23 protein-coding genes are annotated in these 24042 nt (G+C 39.2%); 19 read left to right on the top strand and 4 right to left on the bottom strand.

Annotated features, from left to right (window positions below):
- Positions 1–17: 17 nt before the first annotated feature.
- Positions 18–389 carry a PUR family DNA/RNA-binding protein gene (locus E0W68_RS07655; protein ID WP_135218840.1) on the top strand — a complete coding sequence of 124 codons (372 nt, stop codon included), beginning with the start codon at positions 18–20 and terminating at the stop codon, positions 387–389.
- Between the two features lie 38 nt (positions 390–427).
- Here the strand turns inward: E0W68_RS07655 and E0W68_RS07650 are convergent, their stop codons facing one another.
- The 3 genes from E0W68_RS07650 to E0W68_RS07640 form a co-directional block, all read right to left on the bottom strand.
- Positions 428–760: a tRNA-binding protein gene (locus tag E0W68_RS07650; RefSeq protein WP_202922682.1), complete on the bottom strand. Its 333-nt coding sequence runs from the start codon at positions 758–760 to the stop codon at positions 428–430.
- Between the two features lie 54 nt (positions 761–814).
- Positions 815–1363: a hypothetical protein gene (locus tag E0W68_RS07645; RefSeq protein WP_135218838.1), complete on the bottom strand. Its 549-nt coding sequence runs from the start codon at positions 1361–1363 to the stop codon at positions 815–817.
- A gap of 112 nt (positions 1364–1475) precedes the next feature.
- Entirely contained in the window at positions 1476–2408 is a 933-nt protein-coding gene (locus E0W68_RS07640; protein WP_135218837.1) for a peptidylprolyl isomerase, read from the bottom strand.
- Between the two features lie 128 nt (positions 2409–2536).
- Here E0W68_RS07640 and E0W68_RS07635 point away from each other — a divergent pair, with 128 nt between their 5' ends.
- The 18 genes from E0W68_RS07635 to E0W68_RS07550 all read left to right on the top strand — a co-directional run bounded on the left by E0W68_RS07635 (position 2537) and on the right by E0W68_RS07550 (position 23558).
- Positions 2537–2986 carry a DUF1569 domain-containing protein gene (locus E0W68_RS07635; RefSeq protein ID WP_135218836.1) on the top strand — a complete coding sequence of 150 codons (450 nt, stop codon included), beginning with the start codon at positions 2537–2539 and terminating at the stop codon, positions 2984–2986.
- A gap of 77 nt (positions 2987–3063) precedes the next feature.
- A complete protein-coding gene (gene trmD / locus E0W68_RS07630) occupies positions 3064–3738 on the top strand; it encodes a tRNA (guanosine(37)-N1)-methyltransferase TrmD (RefSeq protein ID WP_135218835.1) in 675 nt (224 codons plus the stop codon).
- Positions 3739–3890: 152 nt separating this feature from the next.
- Positions 3891–4241 carry a 50S ribosomal protein L19 gene (rplS, locus tag E0W68_RS07625; RefSeq protein ID WP_129751117.1) on the top strand — a complete coding sequence of 117 codons (351 nt, stop codon included), beginning with the start codon at positions 3891–3893 and terminating at the stop codon, positions 4239–4241.
- Between the two features lie 277 nt (positions 4242–4518).
- The gene (locus E0W68_RS07620; RefSeq protein WP_135218834.1) at positions 4519–6741 is read left to right on the top strand and encodes an NADP-dependent isocitrate dehydrogenase; all 2223 of its coding nucleotides are present in this window, start codon (positions 4519–4521) and stop codon (positions 6739–6741) included.
- A gap of 493 nt (positions 6742–7234) precedes the next feature.
- Positions 7235–9574, top strand: coding sequence for a TonB-dependent receptor (locus E0W68_RS07615; protein ID WP_235831827.1), 2340 nt, complete (start codon positions 7235–7237; stop codon positions 9572–9574).
- Positions 9575–9612: 38 nt separating this feature from the next.
- Positions 9613–10437, top strand: coding sequence for a DUF4249 domain-containing protein (locus E0W68_RS07610; RefSeq protein ID WP_135218832.1), 825 nt, complete (start codon positions 9613–9615; stop codon positions 10435–10437).
- A 43-nt stretch (positions 10438–10480) separates the two neighbouring features.
- Positions 10481–11305, top strand: a complete 825-nt coding sequence (locus E0W68_RS07605) for a DUF4249 domain-containing protein (RefSeq protein ID WP_135218831.1) — start codon at positions 10481–10483, stop codon at positions 11303–11305.
- 33 nt (positions 11306–11338) lie between these two features.
- The gene (locus E0W68_RS07600; protein ID WP_135218830.1) at positions 11339–12001 is read left to right on the top strand and encodes a thiamine diphosphokinase; all 663 of its coding nucleotides are present in this window, start codon (positions 11339–11341) and stop codon (positions 11999–12001) included.
- A 79-nt stretch (positions 12002–12080) separates the two neighbouring features.
- Positions 12081–14066 carry an excinuclease ABC subunit UvrB gene (gene uvrB / locus E0W68_RS07595; protein WP_135218829.1) on the top strand — a complete coding sequence of 662 codons (1986 nt, stop codon included), beginning with the start codon at positions 12081–12083 and terminating at the stop codon, positions 14064–14066.
- A gap of 44 nt (positions 14067–14110) precedes the next feature.
- Positions 14111–14428 carry a hypothetical protein gene (locus tag E0W68_RS07590; RefSeq protein ID WP_135218828.1) on the top strand — a complete coding sequence of 106 codons (318 nt, stop codon included), beginning with the start codon at positions 14111–14113 and terminating at the stop codon, positions 14426–14428.
- Between the two features lie 166 nt (positions 14429–14594).
- Positions 14595–15203, top strand: coding sequence for a flavin reductase family protein (locus tag E0W68_RS07585; RefSeq protein WP_135218827.1), 609 nt, complete (start codon positions 14595–14597; stop codon positions 15201–15203).
- Positions 15204–15207: 4 nt separating this feature from the next.
- Entirely contained in the window at positions 15208–17520 is a 2313-nt protein-coding gene (locus E0W68_RS07580; protein ID WP_135218826.1) for an oxidoreductase, read from the top strand.
- A gap of 12 nt (positions 17521–17532) precedes the next feature.
- Positions 17533–19149, top strand: coding sequence for an AMP-binding protein (locus E0W68_RS07575; protein ID WP_135218825.1), 1617 nt, complete (start codon positions 17533–17535; stop codon positions 19147–19149).
- A complete protein-coding gene (locus tag E0W68_RS07570) occupies positions 19149–19574 on the top strand; it encodes an acyl-CoA thioesterase (protein WP_135218824.1) in 426 nt (141 codons plus the stop codon). The genes E0W68_RS07575 and E0W68_RS07570 overlap by 1 nt, the downstream gene beginning before the upstream one ends.
- A gap of 80 nt (positions 19575–19654) precedes the next feature.
- A complete protein-coding gene (locus E0W68_RS07565) occupies positions 19655–20638 on the top strand; it encodes a carbon-nitrogen hydrolase family protein (RefSeq protein ID WP_135218823.1) in 984 nt (327 codons plus the stop codon).
- Between the two features lie 30 nt (positions 20639–20668).
- Positions 20669–21772 carry a cupin domain-containing protein gene (locus E0W68_RS07560; RefSeq protein WP_135218822.1) on the top strand — a complete coding sequence of 368 codons (1104 nt, stop codon included), beginning with the start codon at positions 20669–20671 and terminating at the stop codon, positions 21770–21772.
- A 51-nt stretch (positions 21773–21823) separates the two neighbouring features.
- Positions 21824–22741: a fumarylacetoacetate hydrolase family protein gene (locus E0W68_RS07555; RefSeq protein WP_135218821.1), complete on the top strand. Its 918-nt coding sequence runs from the start codon at positions 21824–21826 to the stop codon at positions 22739–22741.
- A gap of 61 nt (positions 22742–22802) precedes the next feature.
- Entirely contained in the window at positions 22803–23558 is a 756-nt protein-coding gene (locus E0W68_RS07550) for a maleate cis-trans isomerase family protein (RefSeq protein WP_135218820.1), read from the top strand.
- Positions 23559–23660: 102 nt separating this feature from the next.
- Here E0W68_RS07550 and E0W68_RS07545 read toward each other — a convergent pair whose 3' ends face one another.
- A complete protein-coding gene (locus E0W68_RS07545) occupies positions 23661–23855 on the bottom strand; it encodes a hypothetical protein (RefSeq protein ID WP_135218819.1) in 195 nt (64 codons plus the stop codon).
- Positions 23856–24042: the final 187 nt, after the last annotated feature.

The following is a 24042-nucleotide window of genomic DNA, read 5'->3' as shown; positions in this document are numbered from 1 at the left end:
AAATCAAACGAAGGATTATGAGAGAAAATGACATGTTGGAAAAGGAAGAGATCTTTTCTAGAGTTCTAAGGGCAGGAAGAAGAACTTACTTTTTTGATGTAAGGTCAACAAAAGCTGATGATTATTACATTACTATTACTGAAAGTAAAAAATTTACTGAAGAAGACGGTTCTTTTCACTTCAAAAAACATAAAATCTATCTGTACAAAGAAGATTTTACGGCATTTAAAGAAATTCTTGACGAAATGACTACTTATGTACTTGACCACAAAGGCGAGGAAGTAATTTCTGAAAGACATCAAAAAGACTTCAAAAAATTGTTTGGAGACAAAAGCGAAGAAACTATTACTACAGAAAGTTTTACAGATGTAAGCTTTGATGATATATAAATAAAAACTGCTGTACAGGCAGTTTTTATTTTTTTTTTTTACGCTATTCGCAATCCGTTTTTTATCCTGCTATCGGGAGCAAGCAATATTACATCGCCTTCCTCCCCTACAGCACCTAAAACAAGGCATTCGCTCATAAATTTTCCTATTTGTTTTTTAGGAAAATTCACTACTGCTACAACTTGTTTGTTCAATAATTCCTCTTTTGTGTATCGTTTCGTAATCTGTGCCGATGATTTACGGATACCTATTTCCGCACCAAAATCTATAGTTAGTTGATATGCAGGTTTTCGTGCTTCAGGAAAATCATTTACATCAATAATAGTCCCCACACGCATTTCTGTTTTTTCAAATTCTTCCCAGGTAAGCATAATTCAATATTCTAATTTGTTAATGTAGCAATATAACAATTTCCCCTTTGGGGATTAAGGGGCTTTCTTCTCAAGCACCACATCAATCGGGCGGTTCATTTTGCGTCCAAACTTTACCGCAGCCTGCTGGCTTTCGTTAGAGCATAATACATACATATTATAACTGTATAGAGGTACTATTACAGATTTAAATGTACCGCCATTTTCAGCGCCGTCAATATCTTCAACCTTTATACTAAACCTGTCGGCAGGAAAAGTATTAGCAACCGAAAGCAGGTAGTTATCTTTGGCAAAAGGGAAGAACCAGCGTTCTTTTTTAGCCGTAGTACCTTCGGTAAGTCTTTTGTTATCATCTCCTATTTTATAATTTGATGTGAATTGCAGCGGAGCATTGGCATTTTTAAAACTATAGGCATTATTAACATTAATAACATCTCTGCCAAGACTATCTACAACTGTTATTTTAAGGTTTTTAATATTTTCTGTTTTTCCCGATTCGTGTACGTCCAGAACAATATAGGATGTAAAATCGTATCCACAGTGCATTACCTGCGACTTGGCAGATAGTGTAAATAAAAACAGAAGTATAAGAATATATCGCATAGCTGATGGTAAATATTGGTAAAAATAGAACTATAAATACTTATTTTCAAAAAGTATTCCAAATAAAAAAGCCGCCTGTAATGGCGGCTCTTCAATATATTGGTATTGATGATTATTTTACATCCATCAATTCTACGTCAAAAATAAGGGTTGCATCCGGCGGTATAACGCCACCTGCACCACGTGAACCGTAACCCAAATGCGAAGGAATTACAAAACGTGCTTTATCTCCTACTTGTAATAAAGAGATACCTTCGTCCCATCCTGAAATAACCTGACCCACACCCAGTTGAAATTCAATAGGTTGTTTTCTTTGGTAGGAAGAATCGAATACTTGCCCGTTATCAAGAGTACCTTTATAATGTACTGATACTTTCTTTCCTTTTTCGGCTTTTTTACCGTCACCTTTTTGGATTACTTTATAACGAAGCCCGCTTTCTGTTTTATCAAATCCGGCAGCCAGTTTTTCCATTTCTGCTTCTGCCCTTGCTTTTTCTTCAGCAATACGTTTTTCACGCGAGCCTTCAAATGTTCTGAAAGCCTCTATGGCATTCCAGTTTTTAGCCTCGTCACCTTCTCTTATTATTTCAAGACTTTCTATAACATCGCCTTGTGCAACGCTGTCAACAATATCTTGCCCTTCTATAACATGACCAAAAACAGTATGTTTTTTGTCTAACCAAGGGGTTTCTATGTGAGTTATAAAAAACTGAGAGCCGTTAGTACCCGGTCCTGCATTTGCCATAGAGAGTACTCCGGGCTTATCATGCCTTAACTCCGAATGAAATTCATCATCAAAGTTGTAACCCGGTCCGCCTGTACCGGTACCCTGTGGGCATCCGCCCTGTATCATAAAATCAGGTATCACACGGTGAAATTTCAGTCCGTCATAATACGGTTTTCCTTGTGGTTTCGCCTCATTTTCAAGGTTACCCTCAGCAAGACCTACAAAGTTACCCACCGTACCCGGAGTTTTATCATGTGTAAGCTTTACCAATATAGCTCCTTTTGTTGTATTGAATTTTGCGTAAATTCCGTTTTCCATTATTGTTGTTTTTGTTTGTAAACGGCAAATTTACAAATAAATTTCCTACCTGCCCAGCCGCTAAATCATAACAAAAATGTAAATTTGAAAACATTTTTACTAATATAAAATCATCAAATCAATATTCTATGGAAAGTGTTTTTGACGCTCAGGGTAATCAAAAATTAGTTACACGAATAGAAAAATTAACCCCCATTACATTGTCAGAATGGGGAAAAATGACTGTTAGCCAAATGATGGAGCATTGCCAACAGCCTATAAAGGTTGCTTATGGTACGCTTAACCTTAAATCTAACTGGATGAGTTTTCTTTTTGGTAAAATGATGAAAAAAAAGCTGTTAGAATCAAAGCCGTTTGCCCACAATATGCCTACTGTAAAACAGTTTAAAATAGAACATGAGCCTGATTTTGAAACTGCTAAAAAAGAATTGATAGCCTTAGTTACAACTTTCGCAACCGAAGGGCATGCCAGTATAAAAAACGTCAAACATCCTTTTTTCGGAGAAATGACAATGGAAGAATGGGATGAATTGCAATGGAAACATCTTGACCACCACCTGAAACAGTTTGGAGTTTAAATGTAATAATTAATCAATTCTTTAATGTAGCTATGGAATTGTTACATTTGCACATTCCTACATTAAAGAATTGACCGATGCGTATTGATATAATTACCGTACTGCCTGAACTATTACGAAGCCCTTTTGAAGCCTCTATACTAAAAAGAGCTATAGATAAGGGACTGGTAGAAGTACACCTGCATAACTTGAGGGATTATAGTACCAACAAACACAAAAATGTAGATGACTACCAGTTTGGCGGTGGTGCCGGTATGGTAATGATGATAGAGCCTATAGATTTATGCATTAGCAAACTAAAGGCAGAACGTGAGTATGACGAGGTAATTTATATGACTCCTGATGGCGAAACCTTAAACCAGGGGATGGCTAACCAAATGTCATTATTAAAAAACATAATTATCCTTTGTGGTCATTATAAAGGTGTTGACCAGCGTGTGCGCGACCATTTTATAACTAAAGAAATTTCCATAGGCGATTTTGTGCTATCCGGTGGCGAGCTTGCAGCAGCCGTAGTATCTGATGCCATTATCAGGCTTATACCGGGCGTGTTGAGCAACGAAACATCGGCACTTACCGATAGCTTTCAGGATAACCTGCTCTCCCCTCCTATTTATACACGCCCTGCGGAATATAAAGGCTGGAAAGTTCCTGATGTGTTACTGAGCGGTAATTTTGCCCATATAGACCAATGGCGTGAAGATAAAGCGCTGGAACACACCAAAAACCGACGACCTGACTTACTGGAATAACAGCATAAAAAAATGTTTCTAAAAGTTTAAAAACTAATGACTAAACTTTTTTGTTGCTTCAAAATAATTTATATATTTGCACCCACTTCGGATTAACCTCTGGCGATACTCGTGAATGTTGTTCTGATTCAAACTTTTAACTTTTAGAAATCATGTCTGATTTAGTAAAATTTGTACAAGACGAATTTGTAGCAAAAAAAGATTTCCCTGAGTTCAATTCAGGAGACACAATTACTGTGTATTATGAAATTAAGGAGGGTGAAAAAACCAGAACACAGTTCTTTAAAGGAGTAGTTATCCAAAAAAGAGGTGCCGGTATTACACAAACATTCACCATCCGTAAAATGTCAGGCTCAGTAGGTGTAGAGCGTATCTTCCCTATCAACATGCCTGCTTTACAAAAAATTGAACTTAACCAAAGAGGTAAAGTACGTAGAGCTCGTATCTTCTACTTTAGAGACCTTACCGGTAAAAAAGCAAAAATTAAAGAAAGAAGAAGATAATTTTTCTTTCAGTAATGTATATAAAATCCCTCTGCTTTGCAGAGGGATTTTTTTTATTGCTATTTATCCTCAAGAAAGAAAAATATTGCAAACAATAAAATAACTATAACGTTTTTTTGCCATATTCGCACTGGGCATTATGCTTATATTTTGCTATATTTGCGAGCCTCGCTTTTAGTTAAACTCTTAAGCTAAGCAAATTAAACAAACAACATCTAAATTCATTTAATAATCCGCCTGCCTATCTTAAAAGCAGGAAATTAAAAACCTGAAAAAAATGTCAAAAGCATCAAAAATCATTTATACGATAACTGATGAAGCCCCAATGCTGGCAACGCATTCTTTCCTACCTATAGTGCAAGCTTTTGCTGCACCGGCAGGTGTTGCTTTAGAAACAAGAGATATTTCGCTTGCAGGAAGAATACTTGCAAACTTTCCTGACCATCTTACCGAAGACCAAAAAATAAATGATGCACTTAGCGAACTGGGCGAGCTTGCCAAAACTCCCGAAGCTAATATCATAAAATTACCAAATATATCAGCATCTGTACCACAGCTAAAAGCTGCTATAAAAGAATTACAGTCACAAGGTTATAACATACCTGACTTTCCTGAAGAGCCTAAAAACGAAGAAGAGAAAGCTATAAAAGCACGTTATGCCAAAGTATTAGGTTCGGCAGTAAACCCTGTACTTCGTGAGGGTAACTCTGACCGCAGAGCGCCAAAAGCGGTAAAAAACTATGCTAAAGCACATCCACACCGAATGGGGGCTTGGTCGCCAGACTCTAAAACCCATGTGGCAAGTATGAACGATGGCGATTTTTACGGAAGTGAAAAATCAGTTACGGTAAGTAATGACAATGATGTAAAAATTGAATTTACTGATAAAAGTGGTAATGTAACAGTGCTAAAAGCAAGTACCCCACTTATAGCCGGTGAAATTATAGACAGCTCTGCCATGAGCATGAAAACCCTGAAAAGCTTTATTGCACAACAGGTAGAAGATGCAAAACAACAAGGCGTACTGTTTTCAGTACACTTGAAAGCTACCATGATGAAAATTTCAGATCCTATCATTTTCGGGGCTTTTGTAGAAGTCTTTTTTAAAGATGTATTTGAAAAATACGGACAGTTATTTGAAGAACTTGGTGTTGATACCCGTAACGGTCTTGGCGATGTATATGCTAAAATAGCAGGTACATCACAAGAGGCAGAAGTAAAAGCGGCTATTGATGAAGCATACAAAAATGGTCCTGACTTGGCTATGGTAAACTCTGATAACGGTATTACTAACCTACACGTACCATCAGACGTGATTGTAGATGCTTCTATGCCTGCCATGATACGTACATCAGGACAAATGTGGAATGCCGGAGGAAAACCACAGGATACTAAAGCTATTATACCGGACAGAAGTTATGCGGGTGTATATAGTGCTACTATCGATTTCTGTAAAAAACATGATGCATTCAATCCGTCAACAATGGGTAGCGTACCAAATGTAGGGCTTATGGCTCAAAAAGCCGAAGAGTATGGCTCGCATGATAAAACTTTTCAACTTAGTGCTGATGGTGTAGTTCGTGTTATAGATAATAATGGTACGGTACTGATGGAGCAAAATGTTGAAGCAGATGACATTTTCAGGATGTGCCAAACTAAAGATGCTCCTATACGCGACTGGGTAAAACTGGCTGTTACAAGAGCAAGACTTTCAGGTACTCCTGCGATATTTTGGTTGGATGAGAACAGAGCCCATGATGTACAGCTTACAGCAAAAGTAAATACCTATTTAAAAGACCACGATACTACCGGGCTTGACATAAGGATTATGAATCCTGTAGAGGCTACTAATTTTACACTGGAAAGAATCATTAAAGGTGAAGATACTATATCTGTAACAGGAAACGTATTGAGAGATTATCTTACTGACTTGTTCCCTATTCTGGAAGTAGGTACATCGGCAAAAATGCTTTCTATCGTACCGTTAATGAACGGTGGCGGACTGTTTGAAACAGGTGCGGGAGGTTCTGCTCCCAAACACGTACAACAGTTTGTAGAAGAAGGATATTTGCGCTGGGACTCACTGGGCGAGTTCCTTGCACTGGGTGTATCGTTAGAACATTTAGGACAAACATTTAATAACCCAAAAGCCTTGGTACTTTCGGAAGCATTAGACGAGGCTACGGAAAAATTCCTTGAAAACGACAAGTCGCCTGCACGTGAGTTAGGCAGTATTGACAACAGGGGTTCTCATTTTTACCTGGCTATGTACTGGGCGCAGGCTCTTGCTTCTCAAAATAAGGATACTGTGTTAAGAGCAATATTTGAACCAATAGCAAAACAACTTACTGATAACGAAGCTAAAATAAACGAAGAGCTTATTGCTGCGCAAGGCAAAGCTCAGGATATTGATGGTTACTACCACCCCGATTTTAGCAAAACGGATAAAGCTATGCGACCCAGTGAAACACTTAACGGCATACTGGCTAAATTGAAATAATAAACAATCCTTACACTATAAAAAAAGCTGCAAATTGCAGCTTTTTTTTGTGGGATTATATTTACTTAATAAAACATAAAAAATCACATAAAAATTAATACTATGGCATGCTTTTGGATAAAATGAAGAGCACCCCTGTTAAGCAATTAAAGAAAAAGAATAAGATACAGATTGATTATTGTGTTTTGCAATTCATCCATAGTATTATATAATTCATCTGCAATTTTATACAGATGGTCAATAATTAATATTTTGTAAGTTTTTTATATTGAAACATATAGTAATTTTGTCCGAAAATTGTAATATTACTATGCATTTTTAATATCATATAATATAACAAATCATGATTTAAAACGTTAACAGTCAGAGTAACTTTATTTTATATACTTAACAAATACAATCAAAAAAAAAAATCAATCATTAATCAAAAAACGAAACAAACAATCAAACCATCATGACATTATTAAAACAGAGGTACTTAAGTGTGCTTTTTATGTTTATTTTTTCTGCTGCATTTGCTCAGGAAAAATTTACTTTAAGCGGTACAGTATCTGACTCCGGAAGCAATGAAACTCTTATTGGTGCAAGCGTTTATATTGTAGAAGCAGAAACAGCCATTGCTACCAATGAATATGGCTTTTACTCTATATCGCTCCCGGCAGGGACTTATACAGTAGAAATAAGCTATGTTAGTTTTGGTACTACTCGAGAAACGGTAACACTCAACCAGAATATCAGGAAAAATTATAAGTTAAGCGTCGATTCGCAGGAGCTTAATGAGGTAGTAATAACCGAAAACCAAAAAAGGGCAAACATTAAAACCCCTCAGATGAGCGTAAACAAACTCACCGTGCAGGAGATTAAAAAAATGCCCGTAGTACTTGGAGAAGTTGATATATTAAAATCGTTGCTCCAGCTACCCGGAGTTACCAATGCAGGCGAAGGATCATCAGGTTTTAACGTGCGAGGTGGCGCAGCCGACCAAAACCTTATACTGCTTGATGAGGCTACCATATTTAACTCGTCCCACTTATTTGGCTTTTTCTCAGTATTCAATTCTGATGCCATAAAAGACTTAAAACTGTACAAAGGCGGTATTCCTGCACGTTTTGGCGGTAGGGTATCATCAGTACTGGATATTTATCAAAAAGAAGGTAACAGTAATGAATTTCACATGAATGGCGGTATAGGTTTAATATCAAGTCGCATACTTGCCGAAGGACCTATACAAAAAGGAAAAAGCTCTTTTCTTGTTGCCGGTAGGGCATCTTATGCCCACTTATTTTTAAAACTTACTGATAATGATAACTCTGCCTATTTCTATGACCTCAACACAAAAATAAGCCATAAATTTAATGACAACAACAGTTTATACCTGTCGGGCTATTTTGGGCGCGACCTGTTTAACATAAACGATAGTTTTAATAATACCTATGGTAATGCAGTAGTTAACCTGAGATGGAATCACCTTTTTAACGACAAGCTTTTCTCTAATATGTCAATGATATACAGTGATTATTATTATGGACTGGAGCTTGATTTTATAGGTTTACAGTGGGATTCGGGCATAAAAAATTATAACCTGAAATATGACCTGAAACACTATATATCAGATAAGTTTAAATTAAACTATGGTTTAAATGCCTTGTACTACGACTTTAATCCGGGAGAAGTAAACCCTACAGGCGACAGCTCGTCGGTAAATTCTGAGCAACTTGATAAAAAATATGCTTTTGAACCGGCTCTTTATATTGATGCCGAACATGAACTTACTGACAATATAACGGTTAGTTACGGACTTAGATACAGTATGTTTTACAGATTAGGTGCACAAACCTTAAATTTGTATGCTAATGACCAGCCGGTAAGTTATGACAGCGATTTAAAGATATACGAAAAAGCCGATATTATAGGCACAAAACGTTACGACAGTAACGAAACGATTGCAAGTTTTGACAATTTTGAGCCCCGTGCCGCAGTATCTTTTAAACTGGACGATACCCAGTCAGTAAAAGCAAGCTATAACCGCATGGCACAATACCTTCATTTAATATCCAACACATCCTCTCCTACTCCGCTGGATGTATGGGCGCCAAGCGGAAAATACATTCAACCGCAGTTGTTAGATCAAGTAGCAGTAGGGTATTTCAGGAATTTTAATAATGATGACTACACACTGGAAGTAGAAACTTTTTATAAGAAAATAAAAAACAGAATAGATTACATTGACGGTGCCGATCTTATAGCCAACAATGCTATAGAACAGGTAGTATTGAACGGAAGAGCCAGAGCATACGGACTTGAAGTGTTATTACGTAAAAATGAAGGTAAGCTAACCGGCTGGATATCCTATACCTTATCAAGATCTGAGCAACAAACGGAAGGACGCACTCCTGATGAAATAGGGATAAATAATGGCGACTGGTATAAAACAGGATATGACAAAACACATAACCTGTCAGTAACGGGCTCATACGAATTAAATAACAAATGGTCATTTGGGGCAATATTTGCACTACAATCAGGACAGCCTGTAACCTACCCTAACGGGCAATATGTATATGGCGACCTTGCTATACCAAGTTTCGGACAGCGTAACGAAGACAGGCTTCCTGCCTACCACCACTTAGATGTTTCGGCAACCTATAATCCAAAACCTGAAAAGAAAAAAGGATGGCAAGGCGAATGGGTATTTAGTATCTACAACCTGTACAATCGTAAAAATGCCGCTTCCATAACATTCAGGCAAAATGAAGATACAGGATATAATGAAGCTGTAAGACTTTCCATATTCGGAATTATACCGAGTGTAACTTATAATTTTAAATTTTAATAAAAAGCACCTAAGGGTAATTACAATATATTCACACCATGAAAAATATAAGATTAGCAATACTTTTAATAATAGGCAGTATGTTTATTGCCTGCGAAGATGTAGTTGATATAGATCTCGACACTGCAGCTCCACGTCTTGTTGTAGAGGCTTCTATTGACTGGGTAAAAGGTACTGACGGCAGCGAACAAACCATAAGGCTTACTACTACAACAGGCTATTATGAGGAGGAAGTACCCATAGTATCGGGTGCTGTGGTATATATAACCAATAGCAGCAACACTGTTTTTAACTTCATAGAAGATATGGGTACAGGTAATTATATTTGTGCTGACTTTGAACCCATTATTGGCGAAACCTATCAACTTACTATAGAATATAACGGGGAAACACACACTGCTACCGAAACACTATATGCTGTACCGGAAATAAGCAGTGTTGTACAGGATGATGAAGGCGGTTTTTTGAATGAAGATATAGAAGTGCGCTTCTTTTTTCAGGATAATCCCAACGAAGATAACTACTATCTGATACGATTTGATACTGAAGTATTACCTTACCCTGATTATGATGTGCTGGACGATGAATTTTTTCAGGGTAATGAAATGTTTAGCTTTATAGATAATGAAGATTTTGAAACCGGACAAGAAGTAGGAATACAACTGTACGGAATATCGCAACGGTATTATAATTACATGAGCATATTGATTGCAACAGCCGAAGGCGGTGCGGGAGGCGGACCTTTTCAAACAGTACCCGTAGCAGCGCGTGGTAACCTGACAAACCAAAATAACCCCGATAATTATGCCTATGGTTATTTCAGGCTTACTGAAGTTGACACAACCCTATATACAATACAGTAACTTTATGGCACTGTCTTTGAGGCTTTTTCAGTAAATTGCCTCTATGAAAGATATGCTGCGAATTACGATACTATTACTAACAGCCCTACTGTTTATTGCATGCGAAGATGTAATAGACGTAGGGCTTAATAGTACAGAACCAAGGCTTGTGGTGGAAGCATCTATAAACTGGCGAAAAGGAAGTAATGGTAACTGGCAGGTAATACGCCTGAGTACCAGTACCGATTTTTATAATACCGAAATCCCCACCGCATCGGGGGCTGAAGTATATATAACCAACAGTCAACAGGATGAGTTTTATTTTTATGAATTGCCCGGAGAGAATAACGGAGTCTATTTGTGCGAAAACTTCGTTCCTGCAATCGGGGAAACCTATACGCTTACAATCCTTTACAAAAACGAAGTTTATACCGCTACAGAAACAATGCTGCCCGTTCCTGACTTGGAGGATGTACAGCAAACCAGAGAGGGATTTACAGAAGACCAACTCACAATAAAAGCTTTTTTTAACGACCCTGTAAACGAAACTAATTATTATATGCAAAATTACAGGCGTGAAGATCGTGGTCCTGAATATGGTGTATTTAACGATGAATTTGTTAACGGCAACTATACCTATGCTGTCAGAATATTTACCGATTTAGAAAGAGGTGAAGAATTAAGCGTTGACTTACACGGCATATCGCCAAGGTATTACAATTATATGAGTAAAATATTCATAACTACATCCGAAGCTAATTTAGGACCGTTTCAGGTAGCTCCGGCAAGCCTTCGTGGAAACGTAGTAAACGAAACAAACCCTGATAATTATGCTTACGGTTACTTTTACCTTAGCGAAGTAAGCACTATAGACTATATAGTACAGTAGTTTTTATTTGTATTTTTGCAGAAACCACAAAATATGTCATCCCACCACATAGTACGCGACGACCAGGAACCCGCATTGATAATAGCCAACGGCGCCGAATGTAATAAAGCCCTAATGGATGAATTATTAGAATGGTCGCCATTAGTTATTGTACTGGACAGTGCTATACAACGTGTAATTGATTTAGGCATTAAAGTAGATGTACTACTTGGCGATTTTGATCGTGGCTTTGACCCTGAACAATACCGAGATATGCAATATCCGCTGGAAATTGTACATACCCCCGACCAAAACAAAACCGATCTTGAAAAAGCTTTTGATTATCTTATAAGTCGAGAGTTTCCTGCCGTAAATGTAATATGGGCAACAGGAAAACGTGCCGACCATACTATAACCAACATTACCAATATAGTACGCTATCGCGAAAAACTGAAAATTGTAATGCTGGATAATCACAGTAAAATTTTTCAGTTACCCAAAAAATTTGAAAAATGGTATGTAGCAGGTACACCGATTTCGCTTATCCCTATCGGAAAAGTATCAGGCATACACTCCAAAAACTTAAAATATCAGCTTACCGATGATGAACTCACCATAGGGTATCGCACAGGAAGCAGTAATGAGGCTCTAAATGATGGAATAGTAACCATAGAGCACAACGATGGCGACCTGCTGTTGATGGAGTGTTTTGATTAAAAACTGGTTATTATGATTGTAAACTGAATACTATTGCTATAAACTAATCGCTATCTTTGTAGAAAAGGAAGAAAATAGCATGAAATTTCAGGTAGTATCAGACTATAAGCCAACAGGCGACCAGCCTACGGCAATAAAACAACTGAGCGCAGGCATAAATGAAGGAGAAAAATTCCAGACACTATTAGGGGTAACAGGTTCAGGAAAAACCTTTACTATGGCAAATGTTATAGAAGAGGTGCAAAAACCCACACTGGTACTGGCGCACAACAAAACACTGGCAGCCCAGCTATATAGCGAATTCAAACAATTTTTCCCTAATAATGCCGTCGAGTATTTTGTATCGTACTACGACTACTACCAACCCGAAGCCTACATACCCGTTAGCGGACTGTATATAGAAAAAGACCTCTCTATAAACGAAGAGTTAGAGAAAATGCGCCTTAGTACCACCTCTTCCCTACTTTCAGGACGGCGTGACATAATTGTAGTCGCATCAGTATCGTGTTTGTACGGTATTGGTAACCCTGTCGAATTCCAAAAAAACGTAGTATCCATAGAGCGTGACCAAGTAATAAGCCGTACCAAACTACTGCACCGCTTAGTGCAAAGTTTATACTCCCGTACCGAAGCCGACTTTTTACCCGGTACATTCCGTATCAAGGGTGACACTGTAGAAATATTCCCAAGCTATGCCGACGACCCGTTCCGTATTCACTTTTTTGGTGATGAGATAGAAGAAATCGAGGCTTTTGATGCCAAAACATCATTGGTAATAGAGAAATATGAAAAATTGAACATCTATCCTGCCAATATGTTCGTTACCAGCCCCGATGTATTACAGGGAGCTATTTGGGAAATACAGCAGGATTTGGTAAAACAAGTTGATTACTTTAAAGAAATAGGCAAACACCTCGAAGCAAAACGACTGGAAGAACGTACCAATTTTGACCTTGAAATGATACGCGAACTCGGTTACTGTTCCGGTATCGAAAACTATTCGCGTTATCTGGACAGAAGGCAGCCCGGTACACGTCCGTTCTGTTTACTGGATTATTTCCCTGAAGATTATTTAATGGTAATTGATGAAAGTCACGTAACCGTAAGTCAGGTACATGCCATGTATGGCGGTGACCGTTCGCGTAAGGAAAACTTGGTAGAATACGGTTTCCGATTGCCTGCTGCTATGGATAATCGCCCCTTGAAATTCGAAGAATTTGAAGCCATGCAAAACCAGGTGGTCTATGTAAGTGCCACCCCTGCCGACTATGAACTGCAAAAAAGCGGTGGTGTATATGTAGAGCAAATAATACGCCCTACGGGATTGCTTGACCCCATTATAGAAATACGCCCCAGCCTGAACCAGATAGACGACCTTATTGAAGAAATACAACAACGGGTTGAGGTTGACGAACGTGTACTGGTAACCACACTAACCAAGCGTATGGCGGAAGAACTTGCCAAATACCTCACGAAACTGTCAATACGTTGTAGATACATACATAGCGAAGTCGATACACTGGAGCGTGTAGAAATTATGCAGGATTTACGCAAAGGAATATTTGATGTGCTTATTGGGGTTAACTTATTAAGGGAAGGTTTGGATTTACCCGAAGTATCATTAGTAGCAATACTGGATGCCGATAAAGAAGGCTTTTTGCGTAGTACACGCTCCTTAACGCAAACCGTAGGGCGTGCAGCACGTAACGTGAACGGTAAAGCGATAATGTATGCCGATAAAATTACCGACAGTATGCAGCGTACCATAGACGACACCAACTACAAGCGCGAAAAACAGCACAACTATAACATTGCACACGGACTGGTACCTATGGCACTAAACAAAAAAATAGAAAACTCGCTGGGCAGGAACAGTGTAGCCTATAATTATGACAGCAGCCCAAAAGTAGCCGCCGAACCCGACACCACCTATATGGCAAAAGGCGATATTGAAAAACTGATACGCGAAAAACGTAAGGCTATGGAAAAAGCCGCAAAAGACCTCGACTTTTTACAGGCAGCTAAACTGAGGGATGAGATTAAAGGATTGCAGGAGAAGATTTAACATTTTTTATTTAAATTTACATTTAACAATTAAAAGATTACTAAATGAAAATAATAGCTGTAAATATCGGTAAAACGGTTAATAATCATAAAGATATAATCGAATCTATTGAAAGAGCATGGGTATTGAATAAAACAAGGGCTATGGGCTGTGACTACATTATTGGTGTTATAAAAGGAATAGTTTATAAAGATGCTTATTTTGTAATAAACCAAGAAAAAGTAAAGCAAGATGGTGAGCATCCCAATAGAGTGAAATTCGAGTTACTAGAAAAATGTAATGATGAGCAGATAGCAATGATTAATCAATATATCATTAATAATAATTCAAACTTAGGCGGTTTCACAACAAAATATTTATAATGCATTCTAAATAAAACCCGCGCACATCTGCCAAATCCGTGTCATTCGCGTTCCATACTATTCAAAATCCCTCATTTGCAGAAAAACTAAAAAAATGCAATTTAGTTAGCAGATAATTTACATATACCTGATAAAATTTCTTTAATTTGTAAGAAATACAAAGTATATGCAAATTGACCCGGCAAAGACAAGTCAAAGAAACATCTATAAAATCCTGTCAGGAGCTATAATTCCGCGCCCTATAGCTTGGGTGTCGAGCATTAGTGACGAAGGGATAACCAACCTTGCCCCGTTCTCATTCTTTAATATGGTGGGCGACGACCCGCCACATATTATGTTCTCTACCGTGCGCACGGGCGACAAAAACAAAGACACGCTTAATAACGTACTTGCAACGAAACAATTTGTAGTCAACTTGGCAACGGAAGACCTTGTAGAGAAAATGAACGATACCTCGGCAAGCCTGCCACCCAACGAAAGTGAATTCGATTTTGCAGGGCTTACCCCTGCCCCATCAGTATTTATAAAACCACCCAGAGTACAGGAAAGCCCTGTAAGTATGGAGTGCGAACTGGTACACCATTACAGCCTCGAGGGGCATCAAAACGGCGGTGCTACCATAATGATAGGCAGGGTTGTAATGATTCATATCGATGAATCGATACTGCTGGACGACTTTAAAATAAACATGGAAACCTATAAACCTGTGGCACGATTAGCAGGATCGAACTACGCAGGCTTGGGAGAAATTTTTTCAATAAAAAGACCAATATAACACAATGAAAATAACAGTAATAGGCGGAGGTCCCGGAGGTTTATACTTCTCCATTCTTTTGAAAAAGGCAATGCCTGATTATGATATAAGTGTTTACGAACGTAACAAAGCCGACGATTCCTTCGGTTTTGGCGTAGTATTCTCTGATGAAACACTAAGCGAATTCCTTACCCGCGACCCCGATTCTTACGACCTGATACGCAGCAGTTTTGCCTATTGGGACGAACTGGATGTAGCCCGCGATGGCGAAAAAGTACGTATTACGGGTAACGGTTTTTGTGGCTGTTCACGAAAAACATTATTACAATTATTACAGCAACGTTGCCGGGAAGTAGGCGTTGACCTGCATTTTGAGGCGAATGTTGCCGACTTGTCGCAATTCTCTGATTCTGATATTATTGTGGCTTCGGATGGTATTAATAGTGGTGTTCGCGAGCAATTTACCGAAGACTTTGGTACAGAGGTACAAATGAAGAGCAACCGCTTCGTATGGATGGGTTCTACCCGCCCGTTGGATGCGTTTACCTACTTTTTCAGGAGCACGCCTCACGGCACATTTGTAGCGCATACCTATCAGTATGAGGAGGGTATGAGTACCTGGATATTTGAAACTACTGACGAAACATGGCAAAAAGCAGGTTTTGAAATTACTAATGAAGAAGACACCATTGCCAAACTATCCGAAATATTTAAGGAAGAACTGGACGGTCATGGGTTAATAACCAACCGTTCGCACTGGAGGCAATTCCCTGCTGTGACCAATAAAAACTGGCATAAAAACAATATAGTATTACTGGGCGATGCCAAAGCAACGGCACACTATTCTATTGGGTCAGGTACTAAGCTGGCGATGGAGTGCGCTATTGCCCTTGCCGATTCGGTAATACAATACCAAAATGATATACCCGCTGTTTTTGAAAACTATGAAAAACTACGCCGTAACCGTGTAGAAATGATACAGCATGCTGCTAATGTTTCGCTCGACTGGTTTGAACACATGGACAGGCACATGCAGCACGATTTTATGAAGTTTGCCTTTAGTGTAATGACACGTGCCAAGAAAGTAACCTTTGAAAATTTAGCCTTACGCGATGCTTCGTTTACCCAAAAAGTACTGGCAGAATTCAACGAAAAATCAGGGACTGAAAACCTGAAAACAGCAGCAGCATTTACACCGTTTACCCTACGCGATATGACATTGAATAACCGTATTGTAATGAGTGCTATGGAGCAATATTCGGCTACAGACGGACTGGTAAACGACTGGCATTTGATGCATTATGGCTCACGCGCTACAGGTGGTTTGGGGTTAATTTTAACCGAAGCTACAGCCATATCTCCTACCGGTAGAATTACTTTAGGTTGTGCAGGTATATGGTCTAAAGAACAAGTTATTGCATGGAAACGTGTTGTTGATTTTATTCACCAAAACAGCACCTCAAAAATAGGAGTTCAAATCGGGCACTCCGGGCGCAAAGGCGCAATGCAATTTTACTGGGAAGCCAGAAATGAAACTATTGATAACGCCTGGGAATTGTTATCGGCATCCCCTATCCCGTTCAGCGATAAAATGGGTACACCCAAAGCAATGACTCAGGAAGATATGGACACCATAACTACCGAGTTTATTAACGCTGCAAAAAATGCCGATGAAGCCGGTTTTGATATGATAGAACTACAGGCACATCACGGTTTCCTGCTTGCCTCGTTCCTGTCGCCGCTTACCAACATTCGCACCGATGAATTTGGAGGAAGCATCGAAAACCGACTGAAGTTCCCGATACGAGTATTTAGCGCCATGCGTGAAGTATTCCCGAAAGGAAAACCGATGTCGGTACGCATTTCTGCATCCGATTGGGCAGAAAATGGCATTACCGAAAGTGATGTATTGGCTATTGCCGAAGCGTTTAAACAAGCGGGGGCAGATATAATTAATGTATCTACAGGGTTAACCGTAGCCCATGAAAAACCTGCTATTGGCAGGATGTGGCAAACACCTTTCTCTGATATGGTGCGTAACGAAGTGCATGTCCCTACCATAACAGCAGGATATATTCAGGATATAGACCAAATAAATACCATATTACTCAACGGTCGCGCTGATTTGGTCGCACTGGGCAAAACATTACTACTCGACCCATTCTTTGTGCGTAATGCACAAGCATATGAATTGCATAACGCAGGCAACTGGGATAGTCTGGGCGTACCGAAACCGTATATGTCGGCAGTATCGCACTTATACCCTTATGTTGCAGGACAGCGCAAAAATATAGAGAATATGAAAAAAGCATTAAAACCGCTAACGCATAAAAAGTAATACGCTTTAGTAATGAAACACTACGAAGATAATTTTGCGCACGACCATCTGCCCCACCCATTATTACATGCGGAGTGTTTTACAGGGCATTCGGATTTTGAGTTCCCGGAAGACCTGAATTGTGCAGCCTATCTGCTTGACAGGCATATCGCCGAAGGCAACGGCGATAAAGTGGCTATTCGTACTTTTGATATGGAATGGACATATAACGACTTGTATGAAAAAGCGAACCAGATAGCCCATGTGTTAAAAGACGACTTAGGTTTTGTTTCAGGTAACCGGGTTTTAATACGTTCGGCAAACAACCCTATGTATGTAGCGTGTTGGTTCGGCATCCTCAAAGCAGGCGGAATTGTAGTAGCAACCATGCCCCTATTACGCGAAAAAGAGCTTACCGTAATGGTAGAAAGTGCCGAAATATCGCACGCCTTTTGCGATTACAGGCTGGCAGACGATATGCTTGCCATACAATCGCCATTTCTAAAAGAAGTAGTTACATTTGACGGTTCAGGCGAAGGAACATCAAAACTGGAAGCATTAATGGCTGATAAGCCCATTACATTCGATAATTACCCCACAAAATCCGATTCGCTGGCAATAATCGGATTCACTTCCGGCACAACCGGAAAACCCAAAATGACAGCGCATTATCATAAAGATATATTACTCATATGTGAGGCTTTCCCAAAATATTCACTGCAACCTACGCCCGATGATATTTTTACGGGCAGTCCACCGCTTGGGTTTACCTTTGGGCTCGGCGGTTTGGTATTATTCCCTTTCTATTTTGGGGCATCCACATTTTTGTTAGAAAAACCATCACCTGATTTATTGCTTCAGGCAATACAGGATTACAAAATAACCATTTGCTTTACTGCCCCTACCGCTTGGCGTGTAATTACTACCAAAGTCAAGGATTATGATATTTCATCATTACGCAAGTGTGTTTCGGCAGGCGAAACCTTGCCTGAAAAAATATGGGACGACTGGCATGAAGCCACAGGACTGAAAATAATAGACGGTATCGGCGCAACCGAGATATTGCATATCTTTATTTCGTCGAATGAATCAACCATGCGAAAGGGCGCAACAGGAGTGCCTATTCGTGGCTATGAAGCTAAAATTATAGATAATAGGGGTAATGAAGTCCCCGTTGGCGAACCGGGCCGCCTTGCCGTACGTGGCATTACGGGCTGTAAATACCTGGCAAGCGAAGAGAAACAAAAAGAGTATGTAAAAAACGGCTGGAATATTACAGGCGATATTTTCCGAAAGGATGAAGACGGTTATTTTTGGTTTGTAGCGCGTGGCGATGACATGATTATCTCGTCAGGCTATAATATATCGGCAATAGAGGTAGAAAATGTATTACTGATGCACAACGACATTGCAGAGTGTGCCGTGGTAGGCATCCCTGACGAGGAACGCGGTATGCTGGTATGCGCTTATGTAGTGCTTAAAGAAAAAGAGAACGCAGGCGACGCTATGACCAAAGCAATACAGGACTGGTTTAAAGAAGTGGCAGCACCCTATAAATATCCGCGTAAAATACATTATCTGGACGTACTGCCTAAAACCGAAACAGGAAAAATACAACGATTTAAACTTAAAAATACAGCACAAGCGTAATGGAAAATGCATTTATTAAAAAAGAAAAAGTACGCTTTCAGCACGTAGATTATGCGGGAATTGTTTTTTACCCCCGATTTCTGGAAATGCTGAACTGCCTTGTAGAGGATTTTTATGAAGAGGCTTTAAACCTGCCTTTTAAAAACCTGCACGAAACGGGTGGAATACCAACCGTTGACCTGAAAGTACAGTTTAAAAAAGCGGCACGATTGGGCGACGAACTTACTAAATACCTATGGATTAAAAACCTTGGTGGAGCATCTATAAACTGTGGGTTTAAATTTGAGCACGAAGATGGCTCTGTATGCCTTGAAGGCGAAGTAACGCTGGTACGGGTTGAATTCTCTGAGGACAGAAAAGGGATAAAAGCAAGCGCTTTCCCCGATGCTATGCGGGTAAAACTGGAAAAATATCTTATAAAATAGTTTTCAGTCGCAGTAACAGTTTGCAAAAAAAATTAAAAGAATTTGAAATTCTTAATTCAAAATTTATAATTGAATAAACAATGTTAGATTTACCAAAATTCAAAGCAGCAGCCGTGCAGGCATCACCTGTTTTCCTTAATGTGGATGCCACTGTAGAAAAATCGTGTGCTATAATAGCCGAAGCAGCAGGAAACGGAGCATCGCTTGTAGCATTCCCCGAAGTTTTTGTAGCGGGCTACCCCTACTGGAACTGGATAATGACACCGGTACAGGGCAGCAAATGGTATGAAAAATTATATCTTAATTCCATAACGGTACCGGGTGCTGAAACAGACAGACTTTGCGAAGCTGCTAAAGAACATAACTGCCATGTGGTAATTGGTGTAAACGAACGCGGACAAAGTTTTGGAGAAATATACAACACCAACCTTATTATTAATAATAAGGGAGAAATAGTAGGTAAACACCGAAAGTTAGTTCCTACTTGGGCAGAAAAACTAACATGGACGGGTGGCGACGGCTCTTCACTTAAAGTATATGACACCGAGATTGGCCCGATTGGTACGTTGGCCTGTGGCGAAAATACTAACACACTGGCACGTTATACATTGCTTACACAAGGCGAACTGATACACGTAGCAAACTATATTTCGTTACCTGTTGCCCCGCCTGATTATAACATGGCGGAAGCGATAAAAATACGTGCTGCTGCACACTCTTTTGAAGGTAAACTATTCACAATAGTGTCGTGCTCTACCATCTCAAAAGAGATTATTGATATCATGAAAGAAGATGTACCGAATGCAGAGGAACTTCTTACCCGAAAAGACAGTGCCTTTACAGGTTTTATAGGTCCTAACGGAGCTGTTATTGGCGAACCGCTTATTGATGATGAAGGTATTGTATATGCTGATATCGACCTATCGAAGTGCATACAGCCCAAGCAGATGCACGACATACTTGGGCATTATAATCGCTTTGATATCTTCGACTTACGTGTAAATACCGCCCCAAAGAAAAATATTACCTTTACGGATGGTGATACATCTGAAAATGAAAAATAAATTTTGCTAACTACTAAAAACTACATTAGTATGGAAACAAAACATGACGATACTGTAATAGGTCGTGCCAGAGTGCAAAACACTCCGGAACTGGAAGCCTATTATAAAGAACTGGAAAGTCTTGGTGCAGGCGCACTATGGACGGTTGCTAACGATATTGAGCCTTGGGAACCGCGCCCATCATCTGTACCGATGTTATGGAAGTATGATGATTTACGCGACCTTGTAATTAAATCATCTGAACTCGTTACGCCTGAACAAGCAGGTCGCCGTGTGGTATATCTGGTAAACGATAAACGTAAAGACGTGAGTGCTGCTGTGGGTTGGTTATATACCGGCATACAAGTTACCAAACCGGGAGAAAGTACTCCGGCACATAAGCACAAAGCTGCTGCACTCCGTTTTATTATGGAGGGCGAAGGTGGTTATACTGTGGTGGATGGTAACAGAATAACGCTGGAAGTAAACGACTTTGTAATTACACCCAATAGCACCTGGCACGAACACGGTGTGGAAGAAGGGGGTAAAACCTGCATCTGGCAGGACGGGCTGGATATTCCACTTGTAAATGCGCTTGAAGCTAATGATTATGCGGTGTTGGATGGGAAACAGGAACTTACTGCTCCTGTTAACTTTTCTCCGTTAGCGTATGGCGGTGTAGGTCTTGTACCTGCCGACCACGTATGGGATAAGCCCTACTCTCCCCTGTTTAAATATTCTTGGAAAAAAGTATATCCTGCACTATTGGAAGCTGCCCAAGTACATGAAGGTTCTCCTTATGATGGTGTCTTAATGCATTATACTAACCCCGTTACAGGAGGTCATGTGATGCAAACTATGGGGGCATCTATGCAGTTACTACGCGCAGGCGAACATACCAAGGCGCACAAACATACAGGTTCATTTGTATATCAGTGTGCCAAAGGTAAAGGTTACTCTGTTATTGGTGGTAAGCGTTATGACTGGAAAGAACGTGATATTTTCTGTGTGCCATCATGGGTATATCATGAGCATGTAAACTTATCGAAAACAGAGGATGCTTGTTTGTTCTCGTTTAACGATTTACCCGTTATTACTTCATTAGGATTGTATCAGGAAAAAGCGCATCCCGATGGTCATCAAACTATCGAGTAAACTAGTTTACAATTATCAATTCAAATAAAACAAACAACATAATTACATATAATGAAATTAGTTACTTACAAAATAAACGATACTACGCATCAACTGGGCTTTATTAAAGATGAAACTATCATCAATGCCGAGCAATTAGGACAACTAAAAAACAGCGCATTGCCTAACAACATGCTCGATTTTATCGATATGGGTAAAGAGGGGATTGAAAAAGCTACACAACTTATTAATGAAGCTACCAAAGAGGAGTTAGAAAAATGTTCTGTTTTGCTCGCAAATGCTAAACTTATGGCTCCCATACCAAAACCCCGAAAAAATATTATAGGTATAGGATTGAATTATACAGAACATGTAGCCGAATCGGCACGTACGTTAGATACTTCTAAAGATTTACCGCAACAACCTGTTATTTTCTCAAAACCGCCTACGGCTGTTACAGGCACCAATGAAAATATTATACACAACCAAAAAATAACCCAACAACTGGATTATGAGGTAGAGCTTGCCGTAATTATTGGTAAAAGAGGTAAAAATGTACCTAAAGAACAGGCTATGGAGTATGTGTATGGCTATACAGTTATTAATGACATTAGTGCCAGAGATTGCCGCCGTTCAGGGCAATGGATTGTATCTAAAGGGCAGGATACGTTTGCCCCTATGGGACCTGTGCTTGTTACGGCTGATGAAATAGCCGATCCTCATAATTTAAATCTTTCATTAAAATTAAATGGTGAAGAACGACAAAACTCGAATACTAAATTTATGTTATTCAATATCAACGACTTGATTAACGATATCAGTACAGTGTTTACTATAGAATCGGGTGATATTATAGCTACAGGCACTCCTGCCGGTGTAGGTGCGGGTATGACGCCTCAGTCATTCATGTGGCCGGGCGATGTGGTAGAAGCTACTGTAGAAGGCATTGGTACAATAACAAACACTATAGTAGATTCTGAGAGTTTATAGTTGTCAGTCGCAGTATCAGTAACAAAATTTACAAAAAACAAATTATCAAATAAGCATTATAATGTCAATTAAAAAATACCGTATCGGTCAGATAGTACCCAGTTCTAATATAACAATGGAAACCGAAATTCCTGCTTTGTTTCGCTCACGCGAAACGATTGCACCGGAGCGTTTTACATTCCATTCGAGCCGTATGCGCATGAAAAAAGTTACTAAGGAAGAACTGGAAGCTATGGACGCCCAAAGCCTAAAATGTGCGCAGGAATTGAGCGATGCCCGTGTAGATGTTATGGGCTACGCCTGCCTTGTAGCAATTATGAGTATGGGGCATGGTTATCATTGCGTGTCTGAAACCAATCTGTATGAAGAAACAGTAAAAAATGATGCGCCTGCCCCTATTGTAACCAGTGCCGGAGCTTTGATTAACGGACTGAAAGTGTTGGGTGCAAAAAAGGTAGCTGTAATTACACCTTACATGAAACCGCTTACTAAAATGGTGGTAGATTATATAGAACATCAGGGATTTGAAGTAGTAGATTCTATTGCGCTTGAAATACCTGATAACTTAGAGGTTGCTGCACAAAACCCTATGAATCTTTTAGAAATATATAAAAGATTGAATCTTGAAGGTGTGGATGTACTGGTGGTTTCGGCTTGTGTGCAAATGCCTTCGCTTGAAGCTATTGATGCTATTGAGAAAGAAATCGGCATCCCCGTAACCTCTGCTGCTGTATGCACTACCTATGAAATGCTTAAAAAATTAGGGCTTGATACCAAAGTTCCTATGGGCGGTGCTTTGTTAAGCGGTAGGTATTAGGGAAGTAAATATCTTTTAAAAAAATAAAAAAGGTTACAAGGCATTAAATGTTTTGTAACCTTTCTGGCTTTTATTTACTGTGAAAGCAAATAATCATTTTTACTAAAACAATAGTACACTGCTTATATCATTCAGTTTAAGTAGTCTTAAATTTGTTTTTAAAAGGTTTTTAATCAGTTGATTGCAGGAAAGCACTTCTTCCTTCTTGGTTTCCTTTTCTAATTCAGTCGCAGCTTTCTCAAAAGATACTGCATCTCTTGCATTAATACCTGTTTCATAGTGCGTTAAACGTTCCATGGCAATATTATTTAATTGTTGTTTATGTTAGGCTAAATCTACAAACAAAAAATGGTTTATTATGCTAATTATTCTATAACAGATTATTAAATAATCAACAAATTTAAATAACCATTCCTACTTACTGTTTATTAAAAATAGTAATGATTATAACCTACAAATAGTTGTGATTTTAGCTTTACTAAAT

The sequence above is a fragment of the Flavobacterium salilacus subsp. salilacus genome, assembly GCF_004634195.1.
In the GTDB taxonomy this organism is placed as follows: Bacteria; Bacteroidota; Bacteroidia; order Flavobacteriales; family Flavobacteriaceae; genus Flavobacterium; species Flavobacterium salilacus.
The sequence above is the reverse complement of the archived record's forward strand: the minus strand, read 5'-3'. Positions and strand labels throughout refer to the sequence as shown.

Coding starts and splice junctions, on each gene's coding strand:
- E0W68_RS07605 (WP_135218831.1), top strand. CDS start 10,481: ATGAAAGATATGCTGCGAATTACGATACTATTACTAACAGCCCTACTG.
- E0W68_RS07565 (WP_135218823.1), top strand. CDS start 19,655: ATGTTAGATTTACCAAAATTCAAAGCAGCAGCCGTGCAGGCATCACCT.
- E0W68_RS07615 (WP_235831827.1), top strand. CDS start 7,235: ATGTTTATTTTTTCTGCTGCATTTGCTCAGGAAAAATTTACTTTAAGC.
- uvrB (WP_135218829.1), top strand. CDS start 12,081: ATGAAATTTCAGGTAGTATCAGACTATAAGCCAACAGGCGACCAGCCT.
- E0W68_RS07545 (WP_135218819.1), bottom strand. CDS start 23,855: ATGGAACGTTTAACGCACTATGAAACAGGTATTAATGCAAGAGATGCA.
- E0W68_RS07570 (WP_135218824.1), top strand. CDS start 19,149: ATGGAAAATGCATTTATTAAAAAAGAAAAAGTACGCTTTCAGCACGTA.
- E0W68_RS07650 (WP_202922682.1), bottom strand. CDS start 760: ATGCTTACCTGGGAAGAATTTGAAAAAACAGAAATGCGTGTGGGGACT.
- E0W68_RS07585 (WP_135218827.1), top strand. CDS start 14,595: ATGCAAATTGACCCGGCAAAGACAAGTCAAAGAAACATCTATAAAATC.
- E0W68_RS07635 (WP_135218836.1), top strand. CDS start 2,537: ATGGAAAGTGTTTTTGACGCTCAGGGTAATCAAAAATTAGTTACACGA.
- E0W68_RS07640 (WP_135218837.1), bottom strand. CDS start 2,408: ATGGAAAACGGAATTTACGCAAAATTCAATACAACAAAAGGAGCTATA.
- E0W68_RS07610 (WP_135218832.1), top strand. CDS start 9,613: ATGAAAAATATAAGATTAGCAATACTTTTAATAATAGGCAGTATGTTT.
- E0W68_RS07590 (WP_135218828.1), top strand. CDS start 14,111: ATGAAAATAATAGCTGTAAATATCGGTAAAACGGTTAATAATCATAAA.
- E0W68_RS07580 (WP_135218826.1), top strand. CDS start 15,208: ATGAAAATAACAGTAATAGGCGGAGGTCCCGGAGGTTTATACTTCTCC.
- E0W68_RS07555 (WP_135218821.1), top strand. CDS start 21,824: ATGAAATTAGTTACTTACAAAATAAACGATACTACGCATCAACTGGGC.
- E0W68_RS07655 (WP_135218840.1), top strand. CDS start 18: ATGAGAGAAAATGACATGTTGGAAAAGGAAGAGATCTTTTCTAGAGTT.
- E0W68_RS07550 (WP_135218820.1), top strand. CDS start 22,803: ATGTCAATTAAAAAATACCGTATCGGTCAGATAGTACCCAGTTCTAAT.
- trmD (WP_135218835.1), top strand. CDS start 3,064: ATGCGTATTGATATAATTACCGTACTGCCTGAACTATTACGAAGCCCT.
- E0W68_RS07620 (WP_135218834.1), top strand. CDS start 4,519: ATGTCAAAAGCATCAAAAATCATTTATACGATAACTGATGAAGCCCCA.
- E0W68_RS07560 (WP_135218822.1), top strand. CDS start 20,669: ATGGAAACAAAACATGACGATACTGTAATAGGTCGTGCCAGAGTGCAA.
- rplS (WP_129751117.1), top strand. CDS start 3,891: ATGTCTGATTTAGTAAAATTTGTACAAGACGAATTTGTAGCAAAAAAA.
- E0W68_RS07645 (WP_135218838.1), bottom strand. CDS start 1,363: ATGCGATATATTCTTATACTTCTGTTTTTATTTACACTATCTGCCAAG.
- E0W68_RS07600 (WP_135218830.1), top strand. CDS start 11,339: ATGTCATCCCACCACATAGTACGCGACGACCAGGAACCCGCATTGATA.
- E0W68_RS07575 (WP_135218825.1), top strand. CDS start 17,533: ATGAAACACTACGAAGATAATTTTGCGCACGACCATCTGCCCCACCCA.